Source organism: Mesorhizobium sp. CU3 (assembly GCF_006442965.1).
In the GTDB taxonomy this organism is placed as follows: Bacteria; Pseudomonadota; Alphaproteobacteria; order Rhizobiales; family Rhizobiaceae; genus Mesorhizobium.
In genome coordinates this window covers 85,477-111,038 of the sequence record NZ_VFWX01000011.1, presented here as the reverse complement: position 1 = coordinate 111,038, position 25,562 = coordinate 85,477, and the positions used below count along the sequence as shown (strand labels likewise).

The 25,562-nt window shown below is 66.4% G+C and carries 25 protein-coding genes, 1 tRNA gene and 1 riboswitch; of the genes, 6 read left to right on the top strand and 20 right to left on the bottom strand.

What is annotated here, in order from left to right; all coding sequences use genetic code 11:
• Window positions 1-11: 11 nt before the first annotated feature.
• From FJ988_RS18305 to FJ988_RS18295, 3 genes are read right to left on the bottom strand one after another with little or no spacing between them, the layout of a single operon-like run.
• Window positions 12-1,229 (bottom strand): ABC transporter permease, encoded by a 1,218-nt coding sequence (locus FJ988_RS18305; RefSeq protein WP_140819747.1) that lies wholly within the window; start codon window positions 1,227-1,229, stop codon window positions 12-14.
• Window positions 1,226-1,933 carry an ABC transporter ATP-binding protein gene (locus FJ988_RS18300; RefSeq protein WP_140819746.1) on the bottom strand — a complete coding sequence of 236 codons (708 nt, stop codon included), beginning with the start codon at window positions 1,931-1,933 and terminating at the stop codon, window positions 1,226-1,228. The genes FJ988_RS18305 and FJ988_RS18300 overlap by 4 nt, the downstream gene beginning before the upstream one ends.
• A 4-nt stretch (window positions 1,934-1,937) precedes the next feature.
• Window positions 1,938-3,224 (bottom strand): efflux RND transporter periplasmic adaptor subunit, encoded by a 1,287-nt coding sequence (locus FJ988_RS18295; protein ID WP_140819745.1) that lies wholly within the window; start codon window positions 3,222-3,224, stop codon window positions 1,938-1,940.
• Between the two features lie 132 nt (window positions 3,225-3,356).
• On the opposite strand from FJ988_RS18295, the gene FJ988_RS18290 reads away from it, so the two are divergent.
• Together FJ988_RS18290 and FJ988_RS18285 are read left to right on the top strand one after the other, a co-directional pair.
• Window positions 3,357-4,259: a PhzF family phenazine biosynthesis protein gene (locus FJ988_RS18290; RefSeq protein WP_140819744.1), complete on the top strand. Its 903-nt coding sequence runs from the start codon at window positions 3,357-3,359 to the stop codon at window positions 4,257-4,259.
• A 159-nt stretch (window positions 4,260-4,418) separates the two neighbouring features.
• Window positions 4,419-4,494: transfer RNA gene (locus tag FJ988_RS18285), tRNA-Lys, on the top strand.
• 53 nt (window positions 4,495-4,547) lie between these two features.
• Here FJ988_RS18285 and FJ988_RS18280 read toward each other — a convergent pair.
• The 9 genes from FJ988_RS18280 to cbiE all read right to left on the bottom strand — a co-directional run bounded on the left by FJ988_RS18280 (window position 4,548) and on the right by cbiE (window position 12,808).
• Window positions 4,548-5,810 (bottom strand): MFS transporter, encoded by a 1,263-nt coding sequence (locus FJ988_RS18280; protein WP_210242774.1) that lies wholly within the window; start codon window positions 5,808-5,810, stop codon window positions 4,548-4,550.
• 80 nt (window positions 5,811-5,890) lie between these two features.
• Entirely contained in the window at window positions 5,891-6,235 is a 345-nt protein-coding gene (locus tag FJ988_RS18275) for a hypothetical protein (protein WP_246688586.1), read from the bottom strand.
• Between the two features lie 140 nt (window positions 6,236-6,375).
• The gene (gene cobT / locus FJ988_RS18270) at window positions 6,376-7,386 is read right to left on the bottom strand and encodes a nicotinate-nucleotide--dimethylbenzimidazole phosphoribosyltransferase (protein ID WP_140819741.1); all 1,011 of its coding nucleotides are present in this window, start codon (window positions 7,384-7,386) and stop codon (window positions 6,376-6,378) included.
• Between the two features lie 24 nt (window positions 7,387-7,410).
• The gene (locus tag FJ988_RS18265) at window positions 7,411-8,178 is read right to left on the bottom strand and encodes an adenosylcobinamide-GDP ribazoletransferase (protein ID WP_140819740.1); all 768 of its coding nucleotides are present in this window, start codon (window positions 8,176-8,178) and stop codon (window positions 7,411-7,413) included.
• Window positions 8,175-9,491, bottom strand: a complete 1,317-nt coding sequence (locus FJ988_RS18260) for a cobyrinate a,c-diamide synthase (protein ID WP_140819739.1) — start codon at window positions 9,489-9,491, stop codon at window positions 8,175-8,177. Before FJ988_RS18260 ends, FJ988_RS18265 begins: the two co-directional genes overlap by 4 nt.
• Complete coding sequence (cobA, locus tag FJ988_RS18255; RefSeq protein ID WP_140819738.1) at window positions 9,488-10,303, bottom strand: uroporphyrinogen-III C-methyltransferase; 816 nt, start codon at window positions 10,301-10,303, stop codon at window positions 9,488-9,490. The genes FJ988_RS18260 and cobA overlap by 4 nt, the downstream gene beginning before the upstream one ends.
• The gene (gene cobM, locus FJ988_RS18250) at window positions 10,300-11,064 is read right to left on the bottom strand and encodes a precorrin-4 C(11)-methyltransferase (RefSeq protein ID WP_140819737.1); all 765 of its coding nucleotides are present in this window, start codon (window positions 11,062-11,064) and stop codon (window positions 10,300-10,302) included. Before cobM ends, cobA begins: the two co-directional genes overlap by 4 nt.
• Complete coding sequence (locus tag FJ988_RS31200; protein WP_246688585.1) at window positions 11,061-11,570, bottom strand: cobalamin biosynthesis protein; 510 nt, start codon at window positions 11,568-11,570, stop codon at window positions 11,061-11,063. Before FJ988_RS31200 ends, cobM begins: the two co-directional genes overlap by 4 nt.
• Entirely contained in the window at window positions 11,567-12,808 is a 1,242-nt protein-coding gene (gene cbiE / locus FJ988_RS18235; RefSeq protein ID WP_140819736.1) for a precorrin-6y C5,15-methyltransferase (decarboxylating) subunit CbiE, read from the bottom strand. The genes FJ988_RS31200 and cbiE overlap by 4 nt, the downstream gene beginning before the upstream one ends.
• Window position 12,809: 1 nt before the next feature.
• Between cbiE and FJ988_RS18230 the strand changes: the two genes are divergently transcribed.
• Window positions 12,810-13,577: a cobalt-precorrin-6A reductase gene (locus tag FJ988_RS18230; RefSeq protein ID WP_140819870.1), complete on the top strand. Its 768-nt coding sequence runs from the start codon at window positions 12,810-12,812 to the stop codon at window positions 13,575-13,577.
• On the opposite strand, the gene FJ988_RS18225 is transcribed toward FJ988_RS18230, so the two are convergent.
• The 8 genes from FJ988_RS18225 to FJ988_RS18190 form a co-directional block, all read right to left on the bottom strand.
• The gene (locus FJ988_RS18225; protein ID WP_140819735.1) at window positions 13,541-14,305 is read right to left on the bottom strand and encodes a precorrin-3B C(17)-methyltransferase; all 765 of its coding nucleotides are present in this window, start codon (window positions 14,303-14,305) and stop codon (window positions 13,541-13,543) included. The two genes, FJ988_RS18230 and FJ988_RS18225, sit on opposite strands and share 37 nt — an antisense overlap.
• Window positions 14,302-15,051: a precorrin-2 C(20)-methyltransferase gene (locus FJ988_RS18220; protein ID WP_140819734.1), complete on the bottom strand. Its 750-nt coding sequence runs from the start codon at window positions 15,049-15,051 to the stop codon at window positions 14,302-14,304. The genes FJ988_RS18225 and FJ988_RS18220 overlap by 4 nt, the downstream gene beginning before the upstream one ends.
• Complete coding sequence (locus FJ988_RS18215; protein WP_140819733.1) at window positions 15,048-15,680, bottom strand: precorrin-8X methylmutase; 633 nt, start codon at window positions 15,678-15,680, stop codon at window positions 15,048-15,050. The genes FJ988_RS18220 and FJ988_RS18215 overlap by 4 nt, the downstream gene beginning before the upstream one ends.
• Window positions 15,681-17,171, bottom strand: coding sequence for a precorrin-3B synthase (gene cobG / locus FJ988_RS18210; protein ID WP_140819732.1), 1,491 nt, complete (start codon window positions 17,169-17,171; stop codon window positions 15,681-15,683).
• Window positions 17,168-20,707 carry a cobaltochelatase subunit CobN gene (cobN, locus tag FJ988_RS18205; RefSeq protein WP_140819731.1) on the bottom strand — a complete coding sequence of 1,180 codons (3,540 nt, stop codon included), beginning with the start codon at window positions 20,705-20,707 and terminating at the stop codon, window positions 17,168-17,170. The genes cobG and cobN overlap by 4 nt, the downstream gene beginning before the upstream one ends.
• Window positions 20,708-20,724: 17 nt before the next feature.
• Window positions 20,725-21,777, bottom strand: a complete 1,053-nt coding sequence (cobW, locus tag FJ988_RS18200) for a cobalamin biosynthesis protein CobW (RefSeq protein WP_140819730.1) — start codon at window positions 21,775-21,777, stop codon at window positions 20,725-20,727.
• Between the two features lie 2 nt (window positions 21,778-21,779).
• Window positions 21,780-22,208: a DUF1636 family protein gene (locus tag FJ988_RS18195; RefSeq protein WP_140819729.1), complete on the bottom strand. Its 429-nt coding sequence runs from the start codon at window positions 22,206-22,208 to the stop codon at window positions 21,780-21,782.
• A gap of 38 nt (window positions 22,209-22,246) precedes the next feature.
• A riboswitch (cobalamin riboswitch) is annotated at window positions 22,247-22,451 on the bottom strand.
• 10 nt (window positions 22,452-22,461) lie between these two features.
• Window positions 22,462-23,679, bottom strand: a complete 1,218-nt coding sequence (locus tag FJ988_RS18190) for a winged helix-turn-helix domain-containing protein (protein WP_140819728.1) — start codon at window positions 23,677-23,679, stop codon at window positions 22,462-22,464.
• Window positions 23,680-24,013: 334 nt separating this feature from the next.
• Here FJ988_RS18190 and FJ988_RS18185 point away from each other — a divergent pair, with 334 nt between their 5' ends.
• From FJ988_RS18185 to FJ988_RS18175, 3 genes are read left to right on the top strand one after another with little or no spacing between them, the layout of a single operon-like run.
• Complete coding sequence (locus tag FJ988_RS18185; protein ID WP_140819727.1) at window positions 24,014-24,379, top strand: NADH-quinone oxidoreductase subunit A; 366 nt, start codon at window positions 24,014-24,016, stop codon at window positions 24,377-24,379.
• Window positions 24,370-24,951: an NADH-quinone oxidoreductase subunit B family protein gene (locus FJ988_RS18180; protein ID WP_140819726.1), complete on the top strand. Its 582-nt coding sequence runs from the start codon at window positions 24,370-24,372 to the stop codon at window positions 24,949-24,951. The genes FJ988_RS18185 and FJ988_RS18180 overlap by 10 nt, the downstream gene beginning before the upstream one ends.
• 4 nt (window positions 24,952-24,955) lie before the next feature.
• Window positions 24,956-25,561, top strand: a complete 606-nt coding sequence (locus FJ988_RS18175) for an NADH-quinone oxidoreductase subunit C (protein ID WP_140819725.1) — start codon at window positions 24,956-24,958, stop codon at window positions 25,559-25,561.
• Window position 25,562 lies beyond the last annotated feature (1 nt).

Below are 25,562 nucleotides of genomic sequence, written 5' to 3'. Positions count from 1 at the left end.
CCGCCAGGCCGCTATTCGTGCCTGAGCGCGTCGATCGGATCGAGCCTTGCGCCGCGCAGCGCCGGGAAGAAGCCGAACACCATGCCGATCAGCGCCGAGAAGCCGACGGCGAGCAGGATGACGGCAGGGCTCGGCGCGAAAGGTATCGTCAGCGTCGCCGAGGCGAGGCCGGCGAGGCCCAACCCGATCAGGATGCCTATAATGCCGCCGAGCAGTGACAGCACCGTCGCCTCGACCAGGAACTGGATGAGGATGTGCTTTTCGTGGGCGCCGATCGCCAGCCTGATGCCGATCTCGCGCGTGCGCTCGGTCACCGAGACCAGCATGATGTTCATGATGCCGATACCGCCGACGAGAAGGCTGACGCCGGCCACCGCGCCGAGCATGCCGGTCATGGTGGTGGTGGCGCTTGCCATGGCGTCGGCGATCTGGGTCATGTCGCGGATGGCGAAATCGGGATCGCGATCCGGCGTGACGCGGCGCGTGTCGCGCAAAATGTCCTCGACGCGCGGCTGTAGCTCGCTGGTCGGCGTGCGGTCGTCGGCGGCGATGTAGATGTTGTCGATGTCGCGGTTGCCGGCAATGCGTCGCTGATAGGCATGCAGCGGCATCAGGACGACATTGTCCTGGTCCTGGCCGAAGCCGGTATAGCCCTTCGGCTCGAGCAAGCCGATGATCTTGCAGGAGGTGCGGTTGACGCGGATGATCTCACCCTCCGGATCGCCGGCGCCGAAGAACTGCTGGCGCACGGTCTCGCCAATCAGGCACACGCCGGCGCCGGCTCGGGTTTCGGAATCGCTGAACGGCCGGCCCGACACCAGCTTCCAGTCGCGCGCGTCGAGATAGGCGCTGTCGGTGCCCGTCACGCCCGAGGTCAGGCTTTCGGTGCCGAAGATGACGCGGACCTGCTTTTGCGAGGCGGGCGAGATGGCGCGAGCACCGCTGAGATGCGCGACCAGCGCCGTCACATCCTTCTCGGCCAGCGGCCGCACGGCCTGGTCGAGGCCACCCGGCCCGCCGGGACCCGCCGGGCGGCCGGCGCGCACGACGAGCAGATTGCTGCCGAGCTTGGAAATATCGGCCTTGACCTTTTGCGTCGTGCCGGAGCCGATGGTGAGCATGGCGATGACGGCGGCGACGCCGATGACGATGCCGAGCAGCGTCAGGAACGAGCGCAGCACGTTGCGGCGGATCGAGCGCAGCGAGAGGCGGACGGTCTCCCAGATCATGCCGCTGCCTCCGTCTTCAAGGTGTCGGATGCGACGTGGCCGTCGAGGAAGCGGATGGTGCGGCCGGCATAGTCGGCGACATCGGCCTCATGCGTGACCATGACGATGGAGAGCCCGAGATCGGCGTTGAGCCTGGTCAGCAGTTCCATGATCTCATGCGTGCGCGCAGTGTCGAGATTGCCGGTCGGCTCGTCGGCGACAAGCAGCGTCGGCCTTGTGACGATGGCGCGCGCGATGGCCACACGCTGCTGCTGGCCGCCCGACAGCTCGGCAGGCGTATGATGCTCGCGCCCGACCAGGCCGACCTCGGCCAGCGCCTGCATGGCGAGATCGCGGCGCTCGCGCGCGGCCACGCCGCGATAGATCAGCGGCAGCTCGACATTTTCGGCCGCCGTGGTGCGCGGCAACAGATTGTAGCCTTGGAAGACGAAACCGACATAGAGGTTGCGGAGCAGTGCACGGCGGTTGCGGTCGAGACGGCCGGCGTCGATGCCCATGAAGGAATAGGTTCCGGCTGTCGGCGTGTCGAGACAGCCGATGATGTTCATCGCCGTCGACTTGCCGGAGCCGGAGGGTCCCATGATGGCGACGAATTCGCCGCGGCGGATCGCGAGATCGACGCCGGCCAGCGCATGCACGCGCGCCTCGCCCTCGCCATAGCTCTTCCAGACCTTGTCGAAGGTGATCAGCAAGGGAGAAGGCATCGCGTCAGCTCCGCTGCTGCGCGCCGGTGATGACCTCGGCGCCTGCGTCGAGGCCGGAGGTGATTTCGGTGAGCTCGCCGTCGCTGGAGCCGACCTTGACCTTGACCGGGCGCGGCCGTCCGTTTTCCAGCACATAGAGCGTGCGCGAGCCGTCGGTCGGCATTTTGGTCGCCTCGCGCTGCCGGTTCGGCCGGCCCATGCGGCCGGTAAACAGGTCGCGCAGGCTCCAGCCGCGCTCGGCCTGTTGCGCCGGGCGGTAGCGGAAGGCGGTCGAGGGCACGGTGAGCACGCCCTTTTCCTGCTTGGTGACGACCGAAACTGTCGCGGTCATGCCGGGCCTCAGCAAAAGCTCGCTGTTATCGACCTCGAGCCTGGCGTTGTAGGTGACGACGCCGTCCGTAGTGACGGATGCATAGGAGATGTCGCGGATCTCGGCGTCGAAGGGCCGGTCAGGAAAGGCATCGACGGTGAAGCGGGCATGCTGGCTGGGCTTGACCTGGCCGATATCGGCCTCGTCGACCGCCGCCTGCAATTCCATGTTCCTGAGATCGGCTGCGATGACGAACAGCACCGGCGCTTGCAAAGAGGAAGCGACCGTCTGTCCGGGATCGACCGAGCGCGTCAGCACGATGCCGTCGATCGGCGCGTAGATGGTGCTTTTCGCCAGATCCGTCTGCTGCGCCTTGAGATCGGCCTGGGCGATGGCGAGATTGGCCTCGGCACTGTCCAGCGCGGCCTTCGAGCGATCGCGGGTCGCGGTCGCCGCTTCCAGCGACTGGTCCGTCGCCATACCGCGCTTGGTCAGCGCGCTGGCGCGCACCACGGCGTTCTCGTTTTCCTGCAGCGTGACCTTGGCGTCCTCGACGCTCGCCGCCGCCGCCTTGGCCGAGGCTTCGGCGCGTTCGATCTGTACCTCCAGCTTGGCAGTGTCGAGCGTCGCCAGCACGTCGCCTTTCTTGACCTGCTGGTTTTCGACGGCCGCGACCGAGCGGACGATGCCGGACAATTCGCTCGAGATATCGACTTGGGTCAGCGGTTGCAGCGTTCCCGTCGCCGAGACTTCGACGGTGAGATCGGCGTTCGCGGCCTGTACGGTCGTGTATTCGAACCTGGGCGGCGCGGCAGCGTACCATTGGTAGGCCCCGATCCCGACCAGGAGGATCGCGATGGCCATTACGGCGTAAAGCCAGAAGCGGCGGCGCTTGCGACTCACGCCCTTGCGGTCGAGACCGAGGGCCGTTTCTATGGACGGCTCCGATTCCGTCCTTGGCGGATTGACAATCTGGTCCACGCCGGACCCCTATGCTGAAAATTGATGTCCCTATCCGTGTACAAATCAGGCCTTAAGGTTCGAATTTCAAATTAAATTTCCCTCATGTTGGGATTGAGGCGGAAGTTCGAGGCAAGGCGAAAGGTTTTCCCCATGGCGCGCAATTACTTGCTTTACGATGTGTTTACGACGGAACGGCTGGCTGGAAATCCGCTTGCCGTGGTGTTCGACTGCGATGGCCTCGACACTGCCGGCATGCAGGCGATCGCGCGCGAATTCAATCTGTCGGAGACAGTGTTCGTGCTGCCGCCTGACAATCCCAAGCACCGCAACCGCATCCGCATCTTCACACCCGACTATGAAATGCCGTTTGCAGGCCACCCGACCGTCGGCTCGGCGATCGCGCTCGCAAAGTTGGCCGGCGAGGAGGCTGGTATCTTCGTGCTGGAAGAGAATATCGGCCCGGTCCGCTGTGCGGTCAGCGCGCATGATGGCTTGACCTTCGCCGAGTTCGATCTGGCGAAGCTGCCGGACCAGCTGGAACTCAAGGCCGATCCGGAGGCGATCGGCGCAGCCCTCGGCCTTGCCCCGCACGAGCTCGGTTTCGAGAATCACCGCATCTCGTTCTGGTCTGCGGGCGTGCCTTACGTCACCATTCCGGTCGCGGATCTGGAGGCGGCGGCCAAGATCAGGCTGGACAACCAGGCATGGTCGGAACTCGCGCCGCGCAAGAGCGAATGGGCCTTTGCCAGCCCTTACGTCTATTGCCGCGAGACGGTGCACCACGACAGCGCCTTCCATGTGCGCATGATCGTGCCCGGCACGCCGTCCTACGAGGACCCGGCCACAGGCTCGGCGGCGGCGGCCTTTGCCGGCGCCATCATGCATTTCGATGCTCCCACCGACGGCACCTCGCAGCTCTGGATCGAGCAGGGGCTGGAAATGGGCCGGCCCTCGCGCATCCGTCTGGAGCTCAATGTCGATGGCGGCAAGCTGGCCTCGGCGCGCATCGGTGGTCATGCCATCAAGGTCGCGGAAGGCAAGCTATTCGTGTGACACCTGCGCCGTTTCACTGCGCGCATGATCTCTTCCAAAAACCGGAATCCACTTTTCGGGATCATGCGTTAGCGATTTGTCGGGAAATGATTCAGGCAGGGCTGGACAGGACGGACATCGGCGGCTATATGCCCGCCGACGCTGAGTTTCCGGCGGCGTGGGTGTGTAGCTCAGTTGGTAGAGCAGCTGACTCTTAATCAGCGGGTCCACAGTTCGATCCTGTGCACACCCACCAAATCTTTCAAAGACTTAGTAGATTTTCGCTGATCAGGTGGCGGGCTTTGCCGCTTACGCCGGTGGACTGGCCTGAGCCATAGGCGCGCCAGCGCTCTCCTCTGGTTGCGAGGCGCAGGCTGGGCCGAGGAGTTTGGCGAATCCGAGCCACAACGCAATCGATCCCAGCGCGAAGCCGCCGAGAATGAGGAACGCCGCGCCATAGCCCATCTCCTGCGCAATCCAGCCGCCAAGCGCTGGGCTGAGCGAGGCGCCAAGCCCTTGCACGGTCATCACCGCGCCCTGGCCGACATTGATGCGGCCGGTGCCGTTGAGGATCCTGGCGACAAGGCCCGGCACCGCCACGCCCTGCAGGCCGGCGCCTATGCCGTCCAGCGCCTGGACAGGATACACGCCCCAGACCGACATCGAATGGGCGGCTATCAGACCCCGAATGGGCAGCGCCAGAAACGAGATCAGCAGGACAAGCCAGTAGCCGCGCTTCTCGGCCAGACGAATGGCGAGGAGCGAGACGACGATCATCACCGCCTGCGCGACAACGATGGTGATGGCGACGAAGCCGGCCGGATCGGCTCCCGCCTTGTCGACGACTGCCAGCCCGTAAAGCGGCAGCATGGCACCATTTCCGAGATGGAAAAGCGCCAGTGCGGCCGCGAGAATCAGCAGCGGGCGGCACTCGACGAGAACTTGAAGCCCGCTAACATGACCTTGCGCAGGTCCATCTTCCCTCAGGCCGCGTGCAACACGGTGATCGATGGCATCGCTTGGAATGGCGAGAACCGAGACAATCGAAAGCAGGCCAAAGGCGGCGGCCAACCAGAACACGGCGGTGAAGCCGAACTTCCAGCCGAGATAGCCTGAAAGCGCTGCCCCCACCACATTGCCGGCATGGTTGAAGGCCTGGTTACGGCCATTCTGCCGGTTGAAGCCGCGCTGGTTGACCATGCCGAGCGTGATGCCGGTGATCGCCGGGCCGATCGCGGCTCCGGCAATTGCGGTCGCGATCTGCGAGGCGGCGACCAGCCAGAACTCCTGCGACAGAAGGATGATCGCGGAGGCCAGGATCACGCAAACTCCGGGGACGACGACATAGAGGCGCTTGCGCATGGTCGCATCGACCAGCGCGCCGGCGGGCGTCGTCATGACCATACCTGCCACGCCGCCGATCGTCATGACGGTGCCGATGGCGCCGCTTTCCCAGCCATGCGCCAGAAGGAACACGCCAAGGAAAGGGCCGATGCCTGCCTGGGCATCGGCCATGAAAAAATTCAACAATTGCAAGGGCCAGATCCCGCGTGTCGGCGGTTTGGCTGCAATGCTGCCCATTCCAGTGATCCTCCGAGCCGCCAGCGGAAACGTGGCGGCCTGGAACTGGTTCCGCTGGCAATGGAGCCCGGCTACTGCGCCGTCTTGCTGAGGCTGGCCTTGAATTTGACCTTCATCGTGATCTGGCCGGTCACCGTGACCTGCGCGCCGCCATAGCCGCCGGCACTGCGGTCGCGGGCGTTGACGTTGGTTGTCATGCCGACGATCTCGCAGGTGTCGGCGACGGTCTCGAGCACCATAGCGCAGCTGCCGGCAGCGGTTTTGTAGAAGGCGCGGAGCGCGACCTGCTGCTGTGCAGTAGCATCCTCGTCATCCTTGACTGGAAGCGTCATCGAGATCGACGACTGGATCCTGGACGATCCATCCTCGCCGGGGCGAAGCGGCCGGACATACTGCTCCTGAGCAAGGGCGGGCAAAGCCGCCCCAGCAAGAAATGCAATGGATATTAGACATTTCAAATACATCGCTTGATCTCCCAATGAGACATCTACGTCTCATGGAATGATCAAGATGACGTTATTTCGATGTTTCAACAGTGTTGAAATTTCGACGGAGTTTACTTCTCCGATACGCCTGCCTCGGCAAAGCTCGCCATTCTCGTATGGCACTCCAGCGCCGAGCGCACGATGTTGACGGCGAGACAAGCGCCGGAGCCTTCGCCGAGACGCATACCGAGGTCGAGCAGCGGCGGCAGGCCGAGCGCTTCGAGCAGACGCCGGTGGCCGGCTTCGGCCGAGACGTGCGCGGCAACGGTGTGGGCGAGGCCGGTCGGATGCAGCCTGGCCAAGGGTGCCGCGGCGGCGGTGCAGACGAAGCCGTCGAGCAGCACCGGCACGTTGTTCTTGCGCGCGGCGAGCGTGGCGCCGAAGATGGCGGCGAGCTCGCGCCCGCCCAAGGCAGCCGCGATCTTGAGCGGGTCGGACAGCGCGTCGGCATGGCGCTTCAGGCCAGCCTCGATCGCCACCACCTTGCGCTGCAGGCCGGCATCGTCGACGCCGGTGCCACGTCCGGTCCATTTTTCCGCGCCGCCGCCGAACAGCGCGGTCGAGATCGCCGCGGCCGGCGTGGTGTTGCCGATGCCCATCTCGCCGAAGCAGACGAGGTCGAGATCCTTGCTCACCGCATCGTAGCCGGCCGAGACGGCGGCGAGGAAAGCCTGTTCGTCCATCGCCGGGACTTGCGTGAAATCGCCGGTCGGGTGCTCCAGATCGAGCGGGATGACGTCGAGCTTGGCGCCGGCGATGCGGGCCAACTGGTTGATGGCAGCGCCGCCGCCGGCGAAGTTCGCCACCATCTGTACGGTGACCTCGGACGGATAGGCTGAGACGCCCTGGGCGGTGACGCCGTGATTGCCGGCGAAGACGAACACTTTCACATCGTCGAGCTTCGGCATGTCGCGGCCCTGCCAGCGGCCCAGCCAGGCGGCGACCGTCTCCAGACGGCCGAGGCTGCCCGGCGGCTTGGTCAGCGTGTCCTGGCGCTTGGCGACGGCAGCGGCGGCGCTATCGCTGCCGGCGGACAGGTCGAGGCAGGCGGCGCGAAGGTCTTCGAGCGATTTGAAGGGCATGGGGAAGAAGTCTCCGAAACAGAATCAGGAAAGGCAAACGGAAGCGACGAGCAGCACCGCGATCTCGCCCAGCTGCTGCAGCGCGCCGATCGTGTCGCCGGTCTGGCCGCCGATCTGGCTGAGGCAGAGCGCGCGAAAGGCGGCAAAGAGCAAGGCAAGCAGGATAAGCGCGACGATGGCGCCGCCGAGGCCGAGCGCCAGCAGCGCCACGGCGCCGAGCGCGGCGCCGATGATGGCGGTTTCGGCGGTGACCGAGCCGGCACCAGCCGACAGTCCGTCGGCGCGAGCCGGCGGCAGCAGATGCATGAAGGCGCCGAACAGTCCGCGAGAGGCGGCATGGGCGGCGAGCAGCGCCAGGAAGACGTGGCCGGGGCCGGCCAGTTCCGACAACGCGCTCCAGCGGATCAGCAGCGAGGCGCCCAGCGCCGCCGCGCCATAGGCGCCAATGCGGCTGTCGCGCATGATCTCCAGCTTCCGATCGCGCGTGCGCCCGCCCCAGAAACCGTCGGCGATGTCGGAAAGCCCGTCCTCATGCAGGCAGCCGGTGGCGAGCATGGTCGCGGCAAGCGTCAGCGCCGAAGCCGGGCCGCTGGCGAGACCAAGTCTGGAGGTGATCGCGTAGACCAGCGCGCCGATGACCGCCACGGCAAGACCGGCGAAGGGCGCGGCCCAGATCGCATCGGCAAGGCTGCGGCCGCCGAAATCGCTCGAGGGCAGTCTCAGCCGCGTGAAGAAGACGAGGCTGAGGCCAATATCGTCGAGGAACTGGCGCGGTTCGGACAGGCCGCTCATGCGCCCCTCGCAATGGCATGGAAGAAGGTGCCGCTGACATGGCCGCGCCGGTAGCCGGAGGCGCCGAGCGGATTGCCCTGGCCGTCGGCGAGATCGGCCAGCGGCTCGTCATTGCCGGTCGCGGTCATCTGCGCATAGTGGAATTCGTGACCCCGGATCAGCGTGCCTTCAGGGCCCAGCGGGCAGGCGGCGCGCAGCCGTGCCTCGCGATAGCCGAGGTTCATCTTGCGTTTGGCGAAGCTGGTCGAATGTCCGAGCAGGCCGAGCATCTTGTGGCTTTGACCGTCGGCGTCCTCCAGTGCTTCGCCTAGCACCATGAAGCCGCCGCACTCGCCGTGAACCGGTTTCGTCGCCGCAAAGCGCGCCATTCCCGCCTGGAAGTTCGTCGCGGCGGCCAGCTTGCCGGCATGCAGTTCGGGATAGCCGCCCGGCAGCCAGCAGACCTCGCAGTCTTCGGCCGGCGCTTCGTCGGCCAGCGGCGAGAACGGCACGATCTCGGCGCCGGCCTTGCGCCAATGGTTGGCGACATGCGGATAGAGGAAGGTGAAGGCCGCGTCTTCCGCCAGCGCGATGCGTTGCGCCGGTGGCTGCAGGGCGTCGGCGAAGTTGCCGGGCGTGGGCTGCAAAGGTGTCGCCAGCTTGAGGATGGCGTCGATGTCGAGCGATTTTTCGACCATGTCGGCGAGCCGGTCGAGATGCGCCATCAGGTTCTCGTATTCGCCGGCCTGCACAAGTCCCAGATGCCGCTCCGGCAGATTGAGCGTCGGATCGCGCAGGATGGCGCCGACCACCGGAAGGCCGATCGCCTCGATGGCGTCGCCGGAGAGGCGGCGATGGCGCTCGCTGCCGAGGCGGTTGAGCACGACGCCGGCCATGCGCACATCGAGATCGTAGGTCGCAAAGCCCTTGGCGACGGCGGCCGCCGTGGTCGACTGCCCGGAAACGTCGAGGACGAGAAGCACCGGCAGGCCGTAGAGCCGGGCGAGGTCGGCGGCCGAACCCGTGCGGCCCTCGAGCGCCGGAATGCCGTCGAAGAGGCCCATGGCGCTTTCAAGGATGATGTAGTCGGCGTCGTCGGCCGCCTGCGCGGCCAGCGCGTTGAGCAGGGCAGGCGACATCGCCCAGCTGTCGAGATTGACGCCGGAGAGTCCGGTCGCGGCGGTGTGGAAGCCGGGGTCGATATAGTCAGGTCCGGATTTCGCGCCACGTACCTTCAGGCCGCGCCGCGCCAGCGCGCGCAACAGGCCGATGGTGACGCTGGTCTTGCCAGAGCCGGAGCGCGGCGCGCCGATGATGATCGCGCGCGCCGTCATGCTTCGCCCGCCAGTGCCGCGCGCATGGCGACGATGCCACCGACAACGATCAGTGCCGGCGAGGCGAGGCCGGCGGCAGCCGCTTCCTCGGCGATGGTGGTGAGCGTGGCGACGAGGATGCGTTCCTGCGGCGTGGTCGCGGAAACGATCACAGCGACCGGTGTCGACGGCGCCAGCCCGCCTTCGAGCAGTGCCGCCGCGATCAGCGGCAGATTGGCCATGCCCATATAGACGACGATCGGCTGCCCGGTGCGAGCGAGCGCCGCCCAGTCGATGTCGTCATCGGTGCCGGCGGCATGGCCGGTGGCGAGGATGACGGCCTTGTTGATGCCGCGCATGGTTGCGGGAATACCGGTCGCGGCCAAAGCGCTTAGACCGGACGTGAGGCCGGACAGCACGCGGAACGGGATTCCCTCGCGCGCCAAAGCGAGCGCTTCCTCGCCGCCGCGACCGAAGATATAGGGGTCGCCGCCCTTCAGCCGCACGACGCGGCGGCCATCGCGCGCCAGCTTCACCAGAAGGGCGGTGATGTCGTCCTGCTTCATCGACGGCTTGCCGCCGCGTTTGCCCGCGTAGAACAGCTCGGCCCCTTGCGCGACCGCGACGACATCGGGCGAGACCAGCGCGTCGTAGACCAGCGCGTCGCATTGGCCGAGCGCGGCCAGCACCTCCAGCGTCAGCGAACCAGGGTCGCCGGGGCCGGCACCGGCCAGCCAGACATGGCCGGGTTCCAGTTCGCGCGGCTTGAAGTTCAGCCGCGCCAGCGCCTGCTCGACATTTGCCCGTCCGTTTATGTTGGCGCTGCCGTTCACAGTCCGTCCCGTCCGCGAAAACGCCGCTGGTAATGGGCGTCATAGAGTGAGCTTTCGCCGAAATCCTGCGCGGCGAGCGCGCTGCCGACGAAGATGATGGCCGTGCGCTCCATCGGATTTTTCGCCAGCAGCGCTTCGATGGTGCCGAGCGTGCCGGTCAGAATCCGCTCGTCGGGCCAGGAGGCGCGGAAGACCACCGCGACAGGGCATTCGGCGCCATAGAAGGGCGTCAGCTCGGCGACGACACGGTCGATGGCGTGGATGGCAAGATGTATGGCAAGCGTGGCGCCGGTGCGGCCGAAGCCGGCCAGCGTCTCGCCCGGCGGCATTTTCGAGGCCCGGCCGGAGACGCGTGTCAGCACCAGGCTTTGCGCCAGTTCCGGAATGGTGAGCTCGCGGCGAAGTGCGGCCGCGGCAGCGGCGAAAGAGGGCACGCCAGGGGTCAGCGTATAGGGGATATCGTGCTTTTCCAGGCGCCTGATCTGCTCGGCCACGGCGCTCCACACCGAAAGGTCGCCGGAATGCAGGCGGGAGACGTCGTGGCCAGCCTTGTGCGCGGCGACATATTCGGCCTCGATCTCATCTAGCGACATAGGCGCGGTGTCGATCAGCTTGGTGCCCGGCGCGCAATGTTCCAGCAGCTCCGGCGCGACGATCGAGCCGGCATAGAGGCACACCGGGCAACTGGCCAGGAGCCGCGCGCCGCGCAGCGTGATGAGGTCGGCCGCGCCCGGACCGGCGCCGATGAAATGTACGGTCATGGCGCGTCTCCGCTGATGGCGATGGCGCAGGTAACCGGGCCAAGCACGGTGCGTGGCCCCAGCAGCCTCGCACCTGCCCCGGCAACCGCAAGGGCGGACGCCTCCGAAACCGACGGCGTTCCGGCGCGGCTCTGCGACAGATCCGAATGACTGAGCAGAGACGCCCCCTCATCCGGCCCTTCGGGCCACCTTCTCCCCGTGGGGGAGAAGAGAATGGCAGCGGCGCCGGTCATCTCCTCTCCCCTTGGGGAGAGGTCGGCCGAGCGAAGCGGAGGCCGGGTGAGGGGGAGTGACGCGTCGGAGCTGGAAGCATCAACCACTATTACAGGGAGGTTGAGTTCACGGCCGGCAGCGAAAATGGCATCTTCGTTGTGTTTGAATTCGGTCGTCGCCAGCGCCGAAAGCGCCGTTATTGTGAGGCCATGCGCCTCAATCGCGGCCCCGATAGCCGCCAGCACTTCTTCGACGCTCACGCCTTTGCGGCTGCCGATGCCCGCGACCATCATGGTTTCACCCAGCTCCACTGCGTGACCGGCATGGCCGGACGCCAGGCCTGCATGGAGCCGACGGGCGCCGCGCGCGACAGCGCGATGCGGGTGAGGTCGCCGCCGCGCCTGTTGTGCTCGGCGAGCAGCAGCGCTTCCATCTCCAGCGTCACTGCATTGGCGACGAGCCGGCCGCCGGGGCGCAGCGCCTTGATCGCCTTCTCCAGCACGCCGGCATCGCTGCCGCCGCCGCCGATGAAGATGGCGTCGGGCGTTTCGAGTTTGGCGAACGCCTTGGGCGCGGCGCCTTCGACCACGACAAGGCCGGGCACGCCGCAATGCGCGGCGTTGCGGGTGATGCGCGCGGCGCGTTCGCCATTGGCCTCGATGGCAATGGCGCGCATGGACGGATGTGCCAGCATCCACTCGATACCGATCGAGCCGGAGCCGGCGCCGATGTCCCACAGCAGTTCGCGACGCCGCGGCGCCAGCGCCGACAGCGTAATGGCGCGGATCTCCCGCTTGGTGATCTGGCCGTCATGCTCGAACAGATGGTCGGCGAGGCCGACGGTCAAAGGCAGGATACGCGCATCCGGCGTCGATTCAATGTCGAGCGCCAGCACGTTGAGCGGGTTGATGTTTTTGAGATCGAAAGCGTCGGCGCGGGTGGTGCGACGCGCCTCATCCGTACCACCAAGCGACTCCAGGACGGTTAGCCGCGACGGGCCGAAGCCGAGTTCGTCGAGCAGCGCGGCGATGGCTGCCGGGGCGTCGCCGTCGGAGGTCAGCGTCAGGATGCGCGCGCCGGGGTGGAGCAGGGGCCGGATCAGGTCGATCGAATGGCCATGCAGCGAGATGGTTTCGACATCCTGCAAAGCCCAGCCGAGGCGCGATGCCGCGAGCGACAGAGAGGAGGGCGCCGGGAGGACGAGCATCTCATCCGGCTTCACCTTGCGCGCCAGCGTGACGCCGACGCCGTGGAAGAACGGATCGCCGGAAGCCAGCACGCAGACATTCTTGCCCGCAAGCGCGAGCACGTCGCGCATTTCGGCGTCGAAGGGCGTCGGCCATGGGCGGGCTTCGCCCTTGGTCAGGTTTGCGACGAGGGCGAGATGCCGCTTCCCGCCGAAGACGATTTTCGCTTCGGCGATGCTCTGCTTGGCCTCGTCGCCGAGACTCGCTACACCGTCCTCGCCGATGCCGACGATGGTGAGCCACTTCGAGGCGGGCTTGGCGGCGCGCGGACCCTTAGCAGGCATGATGACCCACAGTATCCTGATCCTCGGCGGCACGACGGAAGCCCGGCAACTGGCCGGAAAGCTGGCGCTCCGCGCGGATTTCGCGGTCACGCTGTCGCTTGCCGGCCGTACCGAAAGCCCGGCCGCACAAGGCGTGCCGGTGCGAACCGGCGGCTTTGGCGGCGCTCAAGGGTTGGCGGCCTATCTTCGTGAAGAGCACGTCGATCTGCTGATCGACGCCACACATCCATACGCCGCCCGGATCTCGGCCAATGCCGCCGAAGCGGCTAGGCAGACTGGCGTGCTGATCCTGGCGCTGCGGCGTCCGGGCTGGGAGCCTGCGGCGGGCGATCGCTGGACGCTGGTCGACAGCGTCGCCGAAGCGGCAAAGGCGCTGGGTCAGGCGCCGCGCCGCGTCTTCCTGGCGATCGGCCGGCAGGAGGCCGGCGCCTTCGAGGCCGCGCCGAAGCACCATTATCTGATCCGCAGCGTCGATCCGGTCGAACCGAAGCTGGCGGTGCCGGATGCGCTCTATTTGCTGGCGCGCGGACCTTTTCCGGAAGCGGACGAGCGCGCGCTGCTCGAACAATACGTCATCGACGCCGTCGTTTCGAAGAACAGCGGCGGCGACGCGACCTATGGCAAGATCGCCGCGGCGCGGGCGCTCGGCATCGAGGTGGTCATGCTCCGCCGCCCGCCCTTGCCGGACGTGCCGTCGGCCGCAACCATCGATGCGTTGGCCGCCCAGGTCGATCATCTTTTCGCGCCCGTGGCCGAACGCGGCGTGTAGACCAGCGCCGGCTTCTCGCCGCGCCTGATGATGCGGGTCTCGGGCGATCCGATGATGATGCAGGTGGCCATGTCGGCCTTCTCCGCATCGGCGTCGGCCAAGAGAAAAACCTCGATGCGCTCGTCGGGCCGGCCGGCGGCGCGGCCGAAGATCACCGGCGTGGTGCCGGGCAGGATCGCCTTCAGGCATTCGAAGGCGCGGCCAAGCTGCCAGGGACGCGCCTTGCTGATCGGGTTGTAAAGCGCGATGACGAAGCCGGCGCCGGCCGCGGCCAGCAGGCGCAGCTCGATCAGGTCCCAGGGCTTCAGATTGTCGGAGAGCGAGATGGCGCAGAAATCATGCCCGAGCGGTGCGCCGATGCGGGCGGCAACCGCCAGCATGGCGGTGACGCCCGGGACGACCGAGAGGTCGATGGTGCGCCATTCGGCGGGACCTGCTTCGATCGCCTCGCAGACGGCCGCAGCCATCGCGAACACGCCGGGGTCGCCGCCGGAAACGACGGCGACGCTATGGCCCTCGGCAGCCTTGGTCAGCGCCTCTTTGGAGCGGGCAAGCTCTTCGCGGTTGTCGGAGGCGATGCGGGTCTGGTCCGGGCGCAGCTCGAGCCGGTCGAGATAGGGCTTGTAGCCATAGAAGAAGGCAGCGTCCGCCACGGCCTGAGCCGCCTGCGGCGTAACCTGGTCGGCATTGCCGGGGCCGAGGCCGATGACGGTGAGGCGGCCGCTCATGGCTTGGCCCCCGGGCGGGCCGACCAGCCGGCGACCAGCACGATGGCGAAGTAGGGCGCCTTGTCGTCTTGCTTGTCGGCGAGCCGCATGGAAACGCTGCCCGGCATGGTGCCGCGCTCGACATAGACAGCTTTTGTGAGCTTGCCGGTGGCTTCCAGCGCGCGGCGGATTTTTGGCAGGTTGCGGCCGACCTTCATGATGACGGCGGCATCGGTGTCGGCGAGGCGCCGCGTCAATTCGAACTCGCTCATCGTGCCGGGCAGCACCGTCAGCACATCGTCGCCCTGGACGATCGGCAGGCCGGTCTGCGACCAGCAGCCGGACATGGCCGTGACGCCCGGGATGACTTCGGTCGGGAAGCGATGCGCCAGCCGCACATGCAAATGCATGTAGGAGCCGTAGAACAGCGGATCGCCTTCCGACAGCACCGCGACCATCCTGCCGGCGCCGAGATGCTCGGCGACCTGCTCGGCGGACCGCTCGTAGAAATCGGCGATCTGCGCGCGGTAGTCGTCGTGATCCTTGTCGATCTCGGTCGTGACCGGATAGAGCAGCGGCAACTCGACCATCTCCGGCCGGAAGCGCGCCTCGACGATGGCGCGGGCATTGCTGTTGTTGCCGCGCTTGGCGAAATAGGCGACGACGTCGGCTTCGGCGAGCGCACGCGCGGCCTTCAGCGTCAGAAGCTCCGGGTCGCCGGGACCGGTGCCGACGCCGACGAGGCGGCCTTTCGGGATCGCGTTCACAGGCCGGGCCTCGCTAGGGAATTCAGCGCGGCGGCGGTCATGGCGCTGCCGCCCAGCCGGCCGCGTACGATGGCGTAAGGCACGCCATAGGAGTTTTCCACCAGCGCGTCCTTGGATTCGGCGGCGCCGACGAAGCCGACCGGCATGCCGATGATCGCGGCCGGCTTCGGCGCGCCGTCGCGCAGTTTTTCGAGCAGATAGAAAAGCGCGGTCGGCGCGTTGCCGATGGCGACGACGGAGCCGGCCATGCGCTCGCCCCAGAGGTCGATCGCCGCAGCGGAGCGGGTGTTGCCGATGTCTTTCGCGATCTCATGCGTGCGCGGATCGCGCAGCATGCAGATCACCTCGTTGCCGGCCGGCAGGCGGGCGCGGGTGACGCCGTGGGCGACCATTTCGGCGTCGCAGAAGATCGGCGCGCCGGCGGCGAGGGCGCTACGAGCGGCGGCGACGAAATCGCTGGAGAAGACGAAATTCCTGGCCGCTTCGACCTGGCCGCAGGCATGGATCATGCGGATGGCGACATCGGCTTCCGCCTCGGAGAAGCGCGAAAGGTCCGCCTCGGCGCGGATGATGGCGAAGGAGCGCTCATAGATCGCGTTGCCGTCGTGGATATAGTCGTAGGCGGCCATTCACTGGTTCCGTCGATAGAGTTCGGCGACATTCGCCGCGCCAAGCCTTGCCAGGCAGGCGGCGGCGGTTTCGCCAGGATGTCGTTCGCGGACCGCCGCCGCGATGGCGGCGACCCCGCGCGCGGCGTCATAGCCCGGCCTGTATCCGGCAGGAAGGGCCTTTGCCGTCCCGTCCACGACAAGTCCGGCCCCGTTTTCGTCACCGACGACTGTGAGCGCGGCTGCGCCGGGATGCGCACAGCCCTTGGCGCAGCCGGAAATGTGAAGGGTCAGCGAGGCGTCGAAGAGGTCGGGGCTTTGTTTGGCGATCGTCTCGGCGATGTCGCGGGTGGCGATGCGGCCGGAGGCGCAGGCCGGCGTGCCGGGGCAGGCGGCGATGCGGGTGCGCGGGTCGGCGGCGGAGGTGACGAAGCCGACGGTGGTGGCGGTAGCTTGCAGCGAGGCGCAGGCGGATGGGGAGAGGCCGAGGAAGAGCAAAGCGCGGCCTGGGGCGAGGCGGATTTCGGTGGCGCAGAGGTTTGCGGCTTGCTTGGTGAGGTCGACGAGGGGCTGGGCCGGCATGCTGCCATAGGGCAGGCCGATGCCGAGAGCGTGGCTGGTGTCGAGGTTGAAAAGGCCAATCGGCGGGTGAGGGCGCTCTACGGCGCCCCCCTCTGTCCTGCCGGACATCTCCCCCACAAGGGGGGAGATTGAGCCGTCGCCGACGGTTTCGCCACTCGCGGAAGTCGAAACACGTGGGTTCGCCACAAGGAGGGAGTCGGCAGTGAAGCTGCTGATCTCCCCCCTCGTGGGGGAGATGTCCGGCAGGACAGAGGGGGGCGCGAAGGAATGCCAGCCCGCGAGCGAGGCCAGCTGCCGCGCCGACAAATCGCGGGTATGCGCCTCTCTGCCCTTCTCAGCGACCATCCGTAGTGCCGCCACAGCGATGTCGCGTGCGGCATCCGGATCGACCGTCGAAAGCGGCTTCGCGCTTCGGCCGTTGCCACTAACCGAAACGCTCCAAAGGATGTCGGTGCCGGTCCTTGTAGCCTTCAACCGGACATCAGCCGTCACCGAATCCATCGTCAGCTGCCCGCCGCCATCGACAACTACCGACACTTTCGGTCCCAGCCTTGCCGTAAGCCCAACCTCCTCAATCGCCGTCCGTATACGCCCCGCCAGCGGGCGAGGATCGGCGATCTCCTGCGGATCAATCCCCGCCAGCGGCCCGGTTTCGACCGGCACGCCGCTGCGCACGGCAATGCCCAGCGCATCGACTTCCGCCGCCAGCAGCCTTGCGCTTTCCGCCGTGAGCCCTCGTATCTGCAGGCTGCCGCGTGCGGTCACCTCCATGATGCCGTTGCCATGGCGCAAAGCGGATTCGCCGAGTCCGATCAGTTGCTTGGGAGAAAGTCCTCCCGCGACCGGATTGAGCCGCACAAGCAGCCCGTCGCCGGTCTGCATCGGCGCGCTGAGGGCAGGGCAGGCGCCGCGTCGCGAGAAGGCGTTCATGCCGCCACCCCGGTTGCCTGGGCCTCTGCGATCAACGCCGTGAGATCGTCGTCGATGGAGTTGCGGAGCGGGTGCCAGAGGCCGCGCCGCCGCGCTGAGAGGAATCGCTCGGCGATGACTTTTGCTGCCGCCGGGTTCTCGCGCAGGATGAAAGCACGGACATCCGAATCGCCGAGATAGGCGTCATGTACTGCCTCGATCAGTGCGCCTGAAATGGCGTGGGTGGTCTCGGCGAAGCCGACAAGACGGTCGACCGTCTCGGCGAATTCCGAGGCGCCGCGCGGGCCATGACGCATCTGGCCGGCAATGAAGCGCGGATTGACGGCGCGGGCGCGGACCACGCGCGATACCGCCTCGCCGACCGAGCGCGGCTTCGGCTTCTGCGGATCGGTGGTGTCGAGCACGATGACGTCGGCGTTCCTGCCAAGCGCAGCAAGTGCCGCCGAGAATCCGCCGATGAAGGCGACGTCGGCGGAGCCTTCGAGGATATCGCGGCCGGGATCGTCGCCGGTGTGGACGAGCAGGTCGGCCTCGGCGATGCGGGTTTCGAAGGCGCCTGGGGAGGCGATGCCTTCGCCGTCGGCGCCGCCATAGGCGTGCGAGGTGGCGTCGAGATAGGCGCGGCCGATCTCTTCACGGACACCCCATTCGCCGCGCGACAGCAAATCCTCGACGCCAGCGCCGTAGGTGCCGGGCGAAGTGCCGAAAATGCGCGGGCCGACCTTGCCTTGTGCGCGGGTCGCCGCGGCCAAGGGGTTTTCCGAATCGTCCTCGTCGCGGCTGGCGACCGCATTCGCCGCGGCGTCTATGAGCGCGATCTGGGTCGGGAACATGTCGCGGAACAGGCCGGAAATGCGCCAGGTGACGTCGACGCGCGGGCGGCCGAGCGCTGCCGGCGGCAGCACCTCGATGCCGGTGACGCGGCCGGTCGCGGCATCCCATTGCGGGCGGCAGCCCATCAGCGCCAGGCCTTGCGCGATCTCTTCGCCGCCAGTGCGCAGCGAGGCCGAGCCCCAAAGGTCGATGACCAGCGAGCGCGGCCAGTCGCCATGGCTTTGCATATAGCTGCGCACCACTTCTTCCGCCGCCGCCTGGCCTAGATCGTAGGCGGTCGGCGTCGGCATGGCGCGCGGGTCGGCGGTGAAGAGGTTGCGGCCGGTCGGCAGGACGTCGGAGCGGCCGCGTGCCGGCGCGCCGGCGGGGCCAGCCTTGATATGACGGCCGTCGAGGGCGGCGAGCAGGGCGGTCCGTTCGGCTTCGGCGCTTTGGCGGCGCAGCGCATCGGTCTCGCCGTCCGGCGAACGGCCGTAGATGTGCAGGCCGTCCTTGACGGCGAAATCCTTGAGGTCGCAGAGCCAGGCATCGATGCGGCGCAGCGCCTCGTCTGGCGCATCGGTTCGGGCAACGCCGGCTTCCGAGGCAAGCCCGGTTTTCCGCGCCGTCTCGACGATCAGCTTGGCGAGACGATCGCGGCGGCGGCGGTCGAGACCGTCGGCCTGGGCATATTCGTCGACCAGCCGTTCCAGCTTCTGTTGGTTCTCGTCGAGGCCGGCGCCGGTCAGCGGCGGCGGCAGATGGCCGAGCGTGACAGCCGAGATGCGGCGCTTGGCCTGCGCAGCTTCGCCGGGGTTGGAGACGATGAAGGGGTAGATGACCGGCAGCGAGCCGGTGACGATTTCGGGGAAACAGGCGTCGGAGAGCGCTACGGTCTTGCCGGGCAGCCATTCCAGCGTGCCGTGCGCGCCGACATGGATGATGGCATGGGCTCCGAGCGATTTCTGCAGCCAGAGACCGAAGGCGATCAGCTCGTGGCGCGGCGGTAGCGTCGGGTCGTGGTAGTCGGCGCGGCGGTCCGCCGAGCGGCCGCGATCGGGAGCGAGCGCCACGGTGACGTTGCCGAAGGTGGCGGCGCGGAAGGGGAAGTGTTTGGGGGCGGCTGGCAAATGCTGGCGTTCTGTCGCGCCCCCCTCTGTCCTGCCGGACATCTCCCCCACGAGGGGGGAGATCAGCAGTTTCGACGCCGGCTCATCCCTAACAGGGCTGGAGATTGGCGAAAGCGCGGACGACAGCTCAATCTCCCCCCTCGTGGGGGAGATGGCCGGCAGGCCAGAGGGGGGCGCATTGACGTGACCTTCGTCATTGGCCGTTCCCCACGCCGCCTCTAATGCATCACGCGCTGCCTTAGGCATTTCAACTGAAAAGGCGGCGTAGTCCTCCAACCTAAGCCCGGATACGCCAACCTCCAACGCATCCAACAACCCCCGCGGCGATTGCGGAATCCCTTCAACCGCATAGCCCTGTTCCTTCAGGTCATGCAGCAAGGCAAGCACGCTGGACGGCACATCCAGCCCAACCGCGTAACCGGTCCGCCCCGGCGCGCTCGGATAGTCGGGGATGAAGATCGCCAGCTTGCGCTCGGACCGCTCCGTCTTTTGCAAGCGGATGAACGTCGCGATGCGCTTGGCGACCTGCGCGATACGATCCGCCTCTGGCCTGTTGGCGAAAGCGCGAAAAGCCAGCGCCGGGTCGGTCTCGATCTCGCCCTTGAAGGAGATCGCGCCGGCGAGGATGCGGCCGTCGAGCTCGGGCAGAACGACATGCATGGCGAGATCGGCGGGGGCCAGGCCGCGCTGGTTCTGCTCCCACACCTCGCGCCTGGTCGTCGCGACGATGACCTGGAACACCGGGACGCCGGAGCGGTCGAACAGGGTCTCAGTGCCGGGCTCGGCGCCGGAAGCGAAGGCGGTGGCGGTGACGATGGCAGACGGCTTCAGTGCGGCAAGGGCTGTTTCGACGAAGTCCAGAGATGCCGGGTCCTTGAGGCTGGACACGAAGATCGGCACCGGGGTGAGGCCTTGCGAGCGCAGGGCGTCGACAAGTGCGTCGATTGGCGCGACGTCGGCGGCCAGCAGCATTGAGCGGTAGAAGAGGATGGGGATGACGGGAGCGCCGACCTTCGAAACGTCTGGCTTCTCTAAAACTCCAACCCCCTGCTGATAGTACCCAGCCTTTGGTACGCCGACTGGCTCAGCCACCGCCGCCTCAGCCCCCGCAAGCCTCGCCAACCTCCGCACCAGCGCTGCCATATTGGCCGGGCCGCCCTCGCGGAAATAGCCGAGCAGCGCGTCCAACTCCGAGCGCGGCAGCGTCGAGGCTTCGATCAGGCGCAAATCCTCGTCGTGGCTTTCGCCGGGGAGCAGCGCCAGCTTGATGCCGCGTTCGCGCGCCACTGCGGCAAGCTGGTCGCAGCCATAGCGCCACCAGTCGTAGCCGCCGAGGATGCGGACCAGAATGACCCTGGCGTGGCGGGCGACGCTGTCGATCCACAGGTCGACCGACATCGGGTGACGCAGGTCGCGCAATGCCGCCAGCCGCATCGAGGGCAGCCGTTGCGCATCGGCCTTCCACGCCGCCGCCAGTCCTGCCAGGTCGCTGTCGGTGAAGGACAGCGCCACCACGTCCGCAGGCGTCTGCCTGAGATCGATCGGCTCGGCGAGATCGTCGAGCGAAGCGGATGTGGTGGTGAGGATATGCATCGTAGTCCGGTTTTGCCTCAGCCGGCGAGGATACGCTCGATCGCCGGGCGGTTCAGCCCCTTGAGGCCGATGACGACAAGCCGCGAGCGGCGGTCGTCCTCGGCCGTCCAGGCGCGGTCGTAATAGTGGTTGACGCGCGGGCCGACGGCCTGCAGCAGAAGCCGCATCGGCTTGCCGCCGACCTCGACGAAGCCTTTGACGCGCAAGACGTTTTCCTGCTCGGCAGCGGTGGCGACACGCCTGGCCAGTTCGTCCGGGTTGGCGATCGCGGGAATGTCGACGATGAAAGTGTCGAAATCGTCATGCTCGTGGTCGAAGGCGCCGTCATGGTGCGACTTGCGGTTCTCGATGTCGTCCTCGACGGCGAGCCCGAGGCCGAGCAGCACCGAGGGATCGACCTTGCCATGCGAGGTCGGCACGATCTTCACGGCGCGGGCCGAATGTTCGTTTATGATGGTGTTGGCGCGGGCCGAGCCTGCGGCGTTCATCAAATCGTTCTTCGACAGGATGATCAGGTCGGCGCAGGCGATCTGGTCCTCGAACACTTCCTCGACCGGGTCGTCGTGGTCGAGCGTGTCGTCAGCGACGCGCTGCGCCTGGAGCGCATCCATGTCGTTGGCGACGCGGCCTTCGGCCAGCGCCGGGCCGTCGACCACGGCAACGACGCTGTCGACCGTCACCCGGCTCTTCACCGTCGGCCATTGAAAAGCCTGGACCAGCGGCTTCGGCAGAGCAAGGCCGGACGTCTCGATCAGGATGTGGTCGACCTTGGGGCTGAGCGACAGGATCTGGTCGAGCGCCGGCACGAAATCGTCGGCGACCGTGCAGCAGATGCAGCCATTGGCCAATTCGACGATGTTCTCCTCCGGGCAGGTGTCGATGCCGCAACCCTTCAGGATCTCGCCGTCGATGCCGATGTCGCCGAACTCGTTGACGATGATGGCGATGCGCTTGCCGCCGGCATTCTCCAGCAAATGACGGACCAGCGTCGTCTTGCCGGCGCCGAGGAAACCGGTGACGACGGTGCAAGGCACACGGGAGAGATTGGCGGCCGAGTTTGGGGCGTTCATGGTCAGTCCTTCAGCATGTCGAGGGGAGGGATGCGGGCGACAAGGCCGCGCTTGAGGGAATCGGGCCGGCCGCGCCAGGGGATGAGGCCGTCGCTCGATGTGGCGAAGAGTTTTGCGCCGGTGACGAGGTCGGCGCCGCTGGCTGCGGTCAGATCGCCGAAGACGTAGCTCCAGCAGCCGTCGCGCAGCAGCGCCGCGCTCAGCCGGCGCTTGCAATTGCCGAGGCATTCGACAGTGCGGATATTGATCTTATCGCCCGAGGCAGCCCGGCGCGTGTCCTCGGCGAGCAGCGTGCCGGCACGCGGATGGGCGTCGGAACCGGTCTCGTCGCGGCAGGACGAGCAGACGATGATCGTCACGCCGGCAAAAGCGTCATCATCGTCGGACGCATTGCCCGCTGTGCCAGCCGAAAAACTGCCATTGTGGTCCAAAAACCGTGCTCCTTGCCCGGAAACCCGCCGGGCGATCGGATTCATTTGTCTCAGACGGCAGGTCTCCTGGCTCGCGGGTCGTCGCCTTGAATGCCGCCTTCCCGGGAACATCCCAGTGGTTTTCGGCCTTGGCTCGTCGCTTACAGTTGCGGGGACAGCCGCGGATTTGAGCATTTCGCCCGCACCGCATTCCCTCTTGGCTCCTCCCTTTGCCGGGAGAAGACCGTCTGTGGCGGATTTAGGCTTAGAGGCGCTAACCTGTCAACGCAGGGTGCGACGTCGCGATGTCAACCAGCGCCGGTCCGAGATCGCCGGCGGGCGTGACCTCGATCCGCTCCAGGCCGAGCCAGCCCTGCATCTGCTTCAGTTCTTCGAAGAGCTGGGCGGCCGTCTCCGGCGGTGCGCCCGGCTCGGCATAGGCGGCAGGGACGCGCAGCACGCCGGCAGGGCGGTCGGCGCGCAGGTCGACTCGGGCGACGATCCGGTCGCCGAGCAGGAAGGGCAGCACGTAATAGCCGTATTGGCGCTTTTCGGCCGGCGTGTAGATTTCGATGCGATAGCGGAAATTGAAGAGTTTTTCGGTCCGCGTGCGCTCGAAGACGACCGGGTCGAAGGGGGCGAGCAGGGCGCGCGCTTCGATGCGGCGCGGGAAACGGGCGTCCTTGTGGAGGTAGGCAGTCCTGTCCCAGCCCTCGACCTGAACCGGCAGCAACTCGCCCATCTCGACCAGTTCCTCGATGCGATCCTTCGTGTCGCCGGGTGCAAGCCGAAAATAGTCGCGCAGGTCGCCATAGGTGGCGATGCCGTGGGCGCGGGCGGAAATGCGCAGCAATTCGCGGTGCGCATCCTCGACCGAGGGTACAGGCAGGTCGAGCACGGCTTGCGGCAAAACACGCTCGGGCAGGTCGTAGTAGCGTTCGAAGCCGCGCCGGTAGGCGGTGGTGATGCGGCCGGCCCAGAACAGCCATTCGAAGGCGTGCTTGGCCTCGCTCCAGCCCCACCAGCCGCCATTGCCCTTGTGGCCCTCGATGTCGGAAGCGGCGATCGGGCCGCGTTCGGCCACCTCCTTATAGATCTCGTCGATCATTGCCTTGCGCTCGCGGCCCCATTTGGCGAGGCCGAGATACATTTCGTCGCCCTGTTCGGCGCGCAGCATGCGCCAGCGCATCAGCGGCCAGGTCTCGACGGGCAGGAAGGAAGCCTCATGCGCCCAGTATTCAAAGACGCTGCGCTTGCGGGTGACGGCGGCATTGTCGAGCAGCGCGAGCGGGTAGGGGCCGAGGCGCGAGTAAAGCGGCATGTAGTGCGCGCGCACCACGGCGCTGACGGAATCGATCTGCAAAAGGCCGGTGCGGGAGAGCACGCGCGCGAGGTGGCGCCGGTCGGGCGTGCCGCCTGGACGCGGGTCGGTAAAACCCTGCGCGCCGAGCGCAATGCGCCTGGCCATGGCGAGCGATAACTTGTCCTTCATCGAGGCGCCTTTGCCCTGATTGTTTGCCGGATTTTTAGCCGGTGATTCCGCTCATGCTAGCAGGCAAATGGCGGGAGATATGTCAGGAGATAAAAGTGGAGTAAAAAGTGAAGGAAATCAAACGGGAGCGGATCGGACCAGTTTCTTCCGATAAGGCGTCCAGGGCCGCGATTTGAACAAGGTTTGACTTGCGTCACCGGAACCGCTGCGCTAACCGTCGCCGCGTTGCAGCATGGGCCTCTTAAAACGGTTCAGCGGTTAAACTGTCACGCTTCCGCATTAGAGTTCGTTGCTGTAATCAAAGTGAACTGGCCCGCCAACGGAAAGCCGCCGCATGAGCGCACTCCTGAGTTCGTATCTGCCCATCGTCCTGTTCATCGCCATTGCGCTGGTCGTCGGCCTGGCGCTGCTGGTGGCGCCGTTCCTCGTGGCCTACCGCAATCCCGACCCGGAAAAGCTTTCCGCCTATGAATGCGGCTTCAATTCGTTCGACGATGCCCGCATGAAATTCGACATCCGCTTCTATCTGGTGTCGATCCTGTTCATCATCTTCGACCTCGAGGTCGCCTTCCTGTTCCCGTGGGCGGTGTCCTTTTCTAAAGTCGGCATGCTCGGCTTCTGGTCGATGATGGTGTTTCTGGCGGTGCTGACCATCGGCTTTGCCTATGAATGGAAAAAAGGAGCGCTGGAATGGGATTGAACGACAGTTCAGGCACCCTCGTCGCGCCGAAGCCCAAGGGCATCATCGACCCCAACACCGGCCGGCCGGTAGGCGAGGACGATCCGTTTTTCCTGCAGATCAATGACGAGCTGGCCGACAAGGGTTTTCTTGTGACCTCGACCGAGGCGCTGATTACCTGGGCGCGCAGCGGCTCGCTGATGTTCATGACCTTCGGCCTCGCCTGCTGCGCGGTCGAGATGATCCATACCTCGATGCCGCGCTACGACTCGGAAAGGTTTGGCGTCGCGCCGCGCGCGTCCCCGCGCCAGTCCGACATCATGATCGTCGCCGGCACGCTGACCAACAAGATGGCGCCGGCGCTGCGCAAGGTCTACGACCAGATGCCGGAGCCGCGCTACGTCATCTCGATGGGTTCGTGCGCCAATGGCGGCGGCTACTACCACTATTCCTACTCAGTGGTGCGCGGCTGCGACCGCATCGTGCCGGTAGACATCTATGTGCCCGGCTGCCCGCCGAGCGCCGAAGCGCTGCTTTACGGCATTCTCCTTCTGCAGAAGAAGATCCGCCGCACCGGCACGATCGAACGGTGAGTCGATGACCCAGGCGTTGAACGACCTCTCCACCTATCTCGGCGAGAAGCTCTCCGGCCGCATCGGCGATGCCGTGCTTGCCTATGGCGAGCTGACGGTTCTGGTCGAGCCGGCCAATCTGATCGAGGTGGCGACCTTCCTGCGCGACGACCCGCGCTGCCAGTTCATCTCGATCATCGACATTTCCGGCGCGGACTATCCTTCCCGCGCCGAGCGCTTCGACGTCGTCTACCATCTTCTGTCGCCGAAGCAGAATGTCCGCATTCGGCTCAAGGTTCACGCCGGCGAGGAAACGCTGGTGCCGTCGCTGACATCAGTCTACCCGGGCGCCGACTGGTTCGAGCGCGAGACCTACGATCTCTACGGCGTGCTGTTTTCCGGCCATCCGGACCTGCGCCGTATCCTCACCGACTACGGTTTCGACGGCCATCCGCTGCGCAAGGATTTCCCGCTGACCGGCTTCGTCGAGGTTCGCTACGATGACGAAGCCAAGCGCGTCATCTACGAGCCGGTCGAGCTCAAGCAGGAATTCCGCAATTTCGATTTCCTCTCGCCTTGGGAAGGGACGGACTACGTCCTGCCCGGGGACGAAAAAGCCAAGACGAATTGAG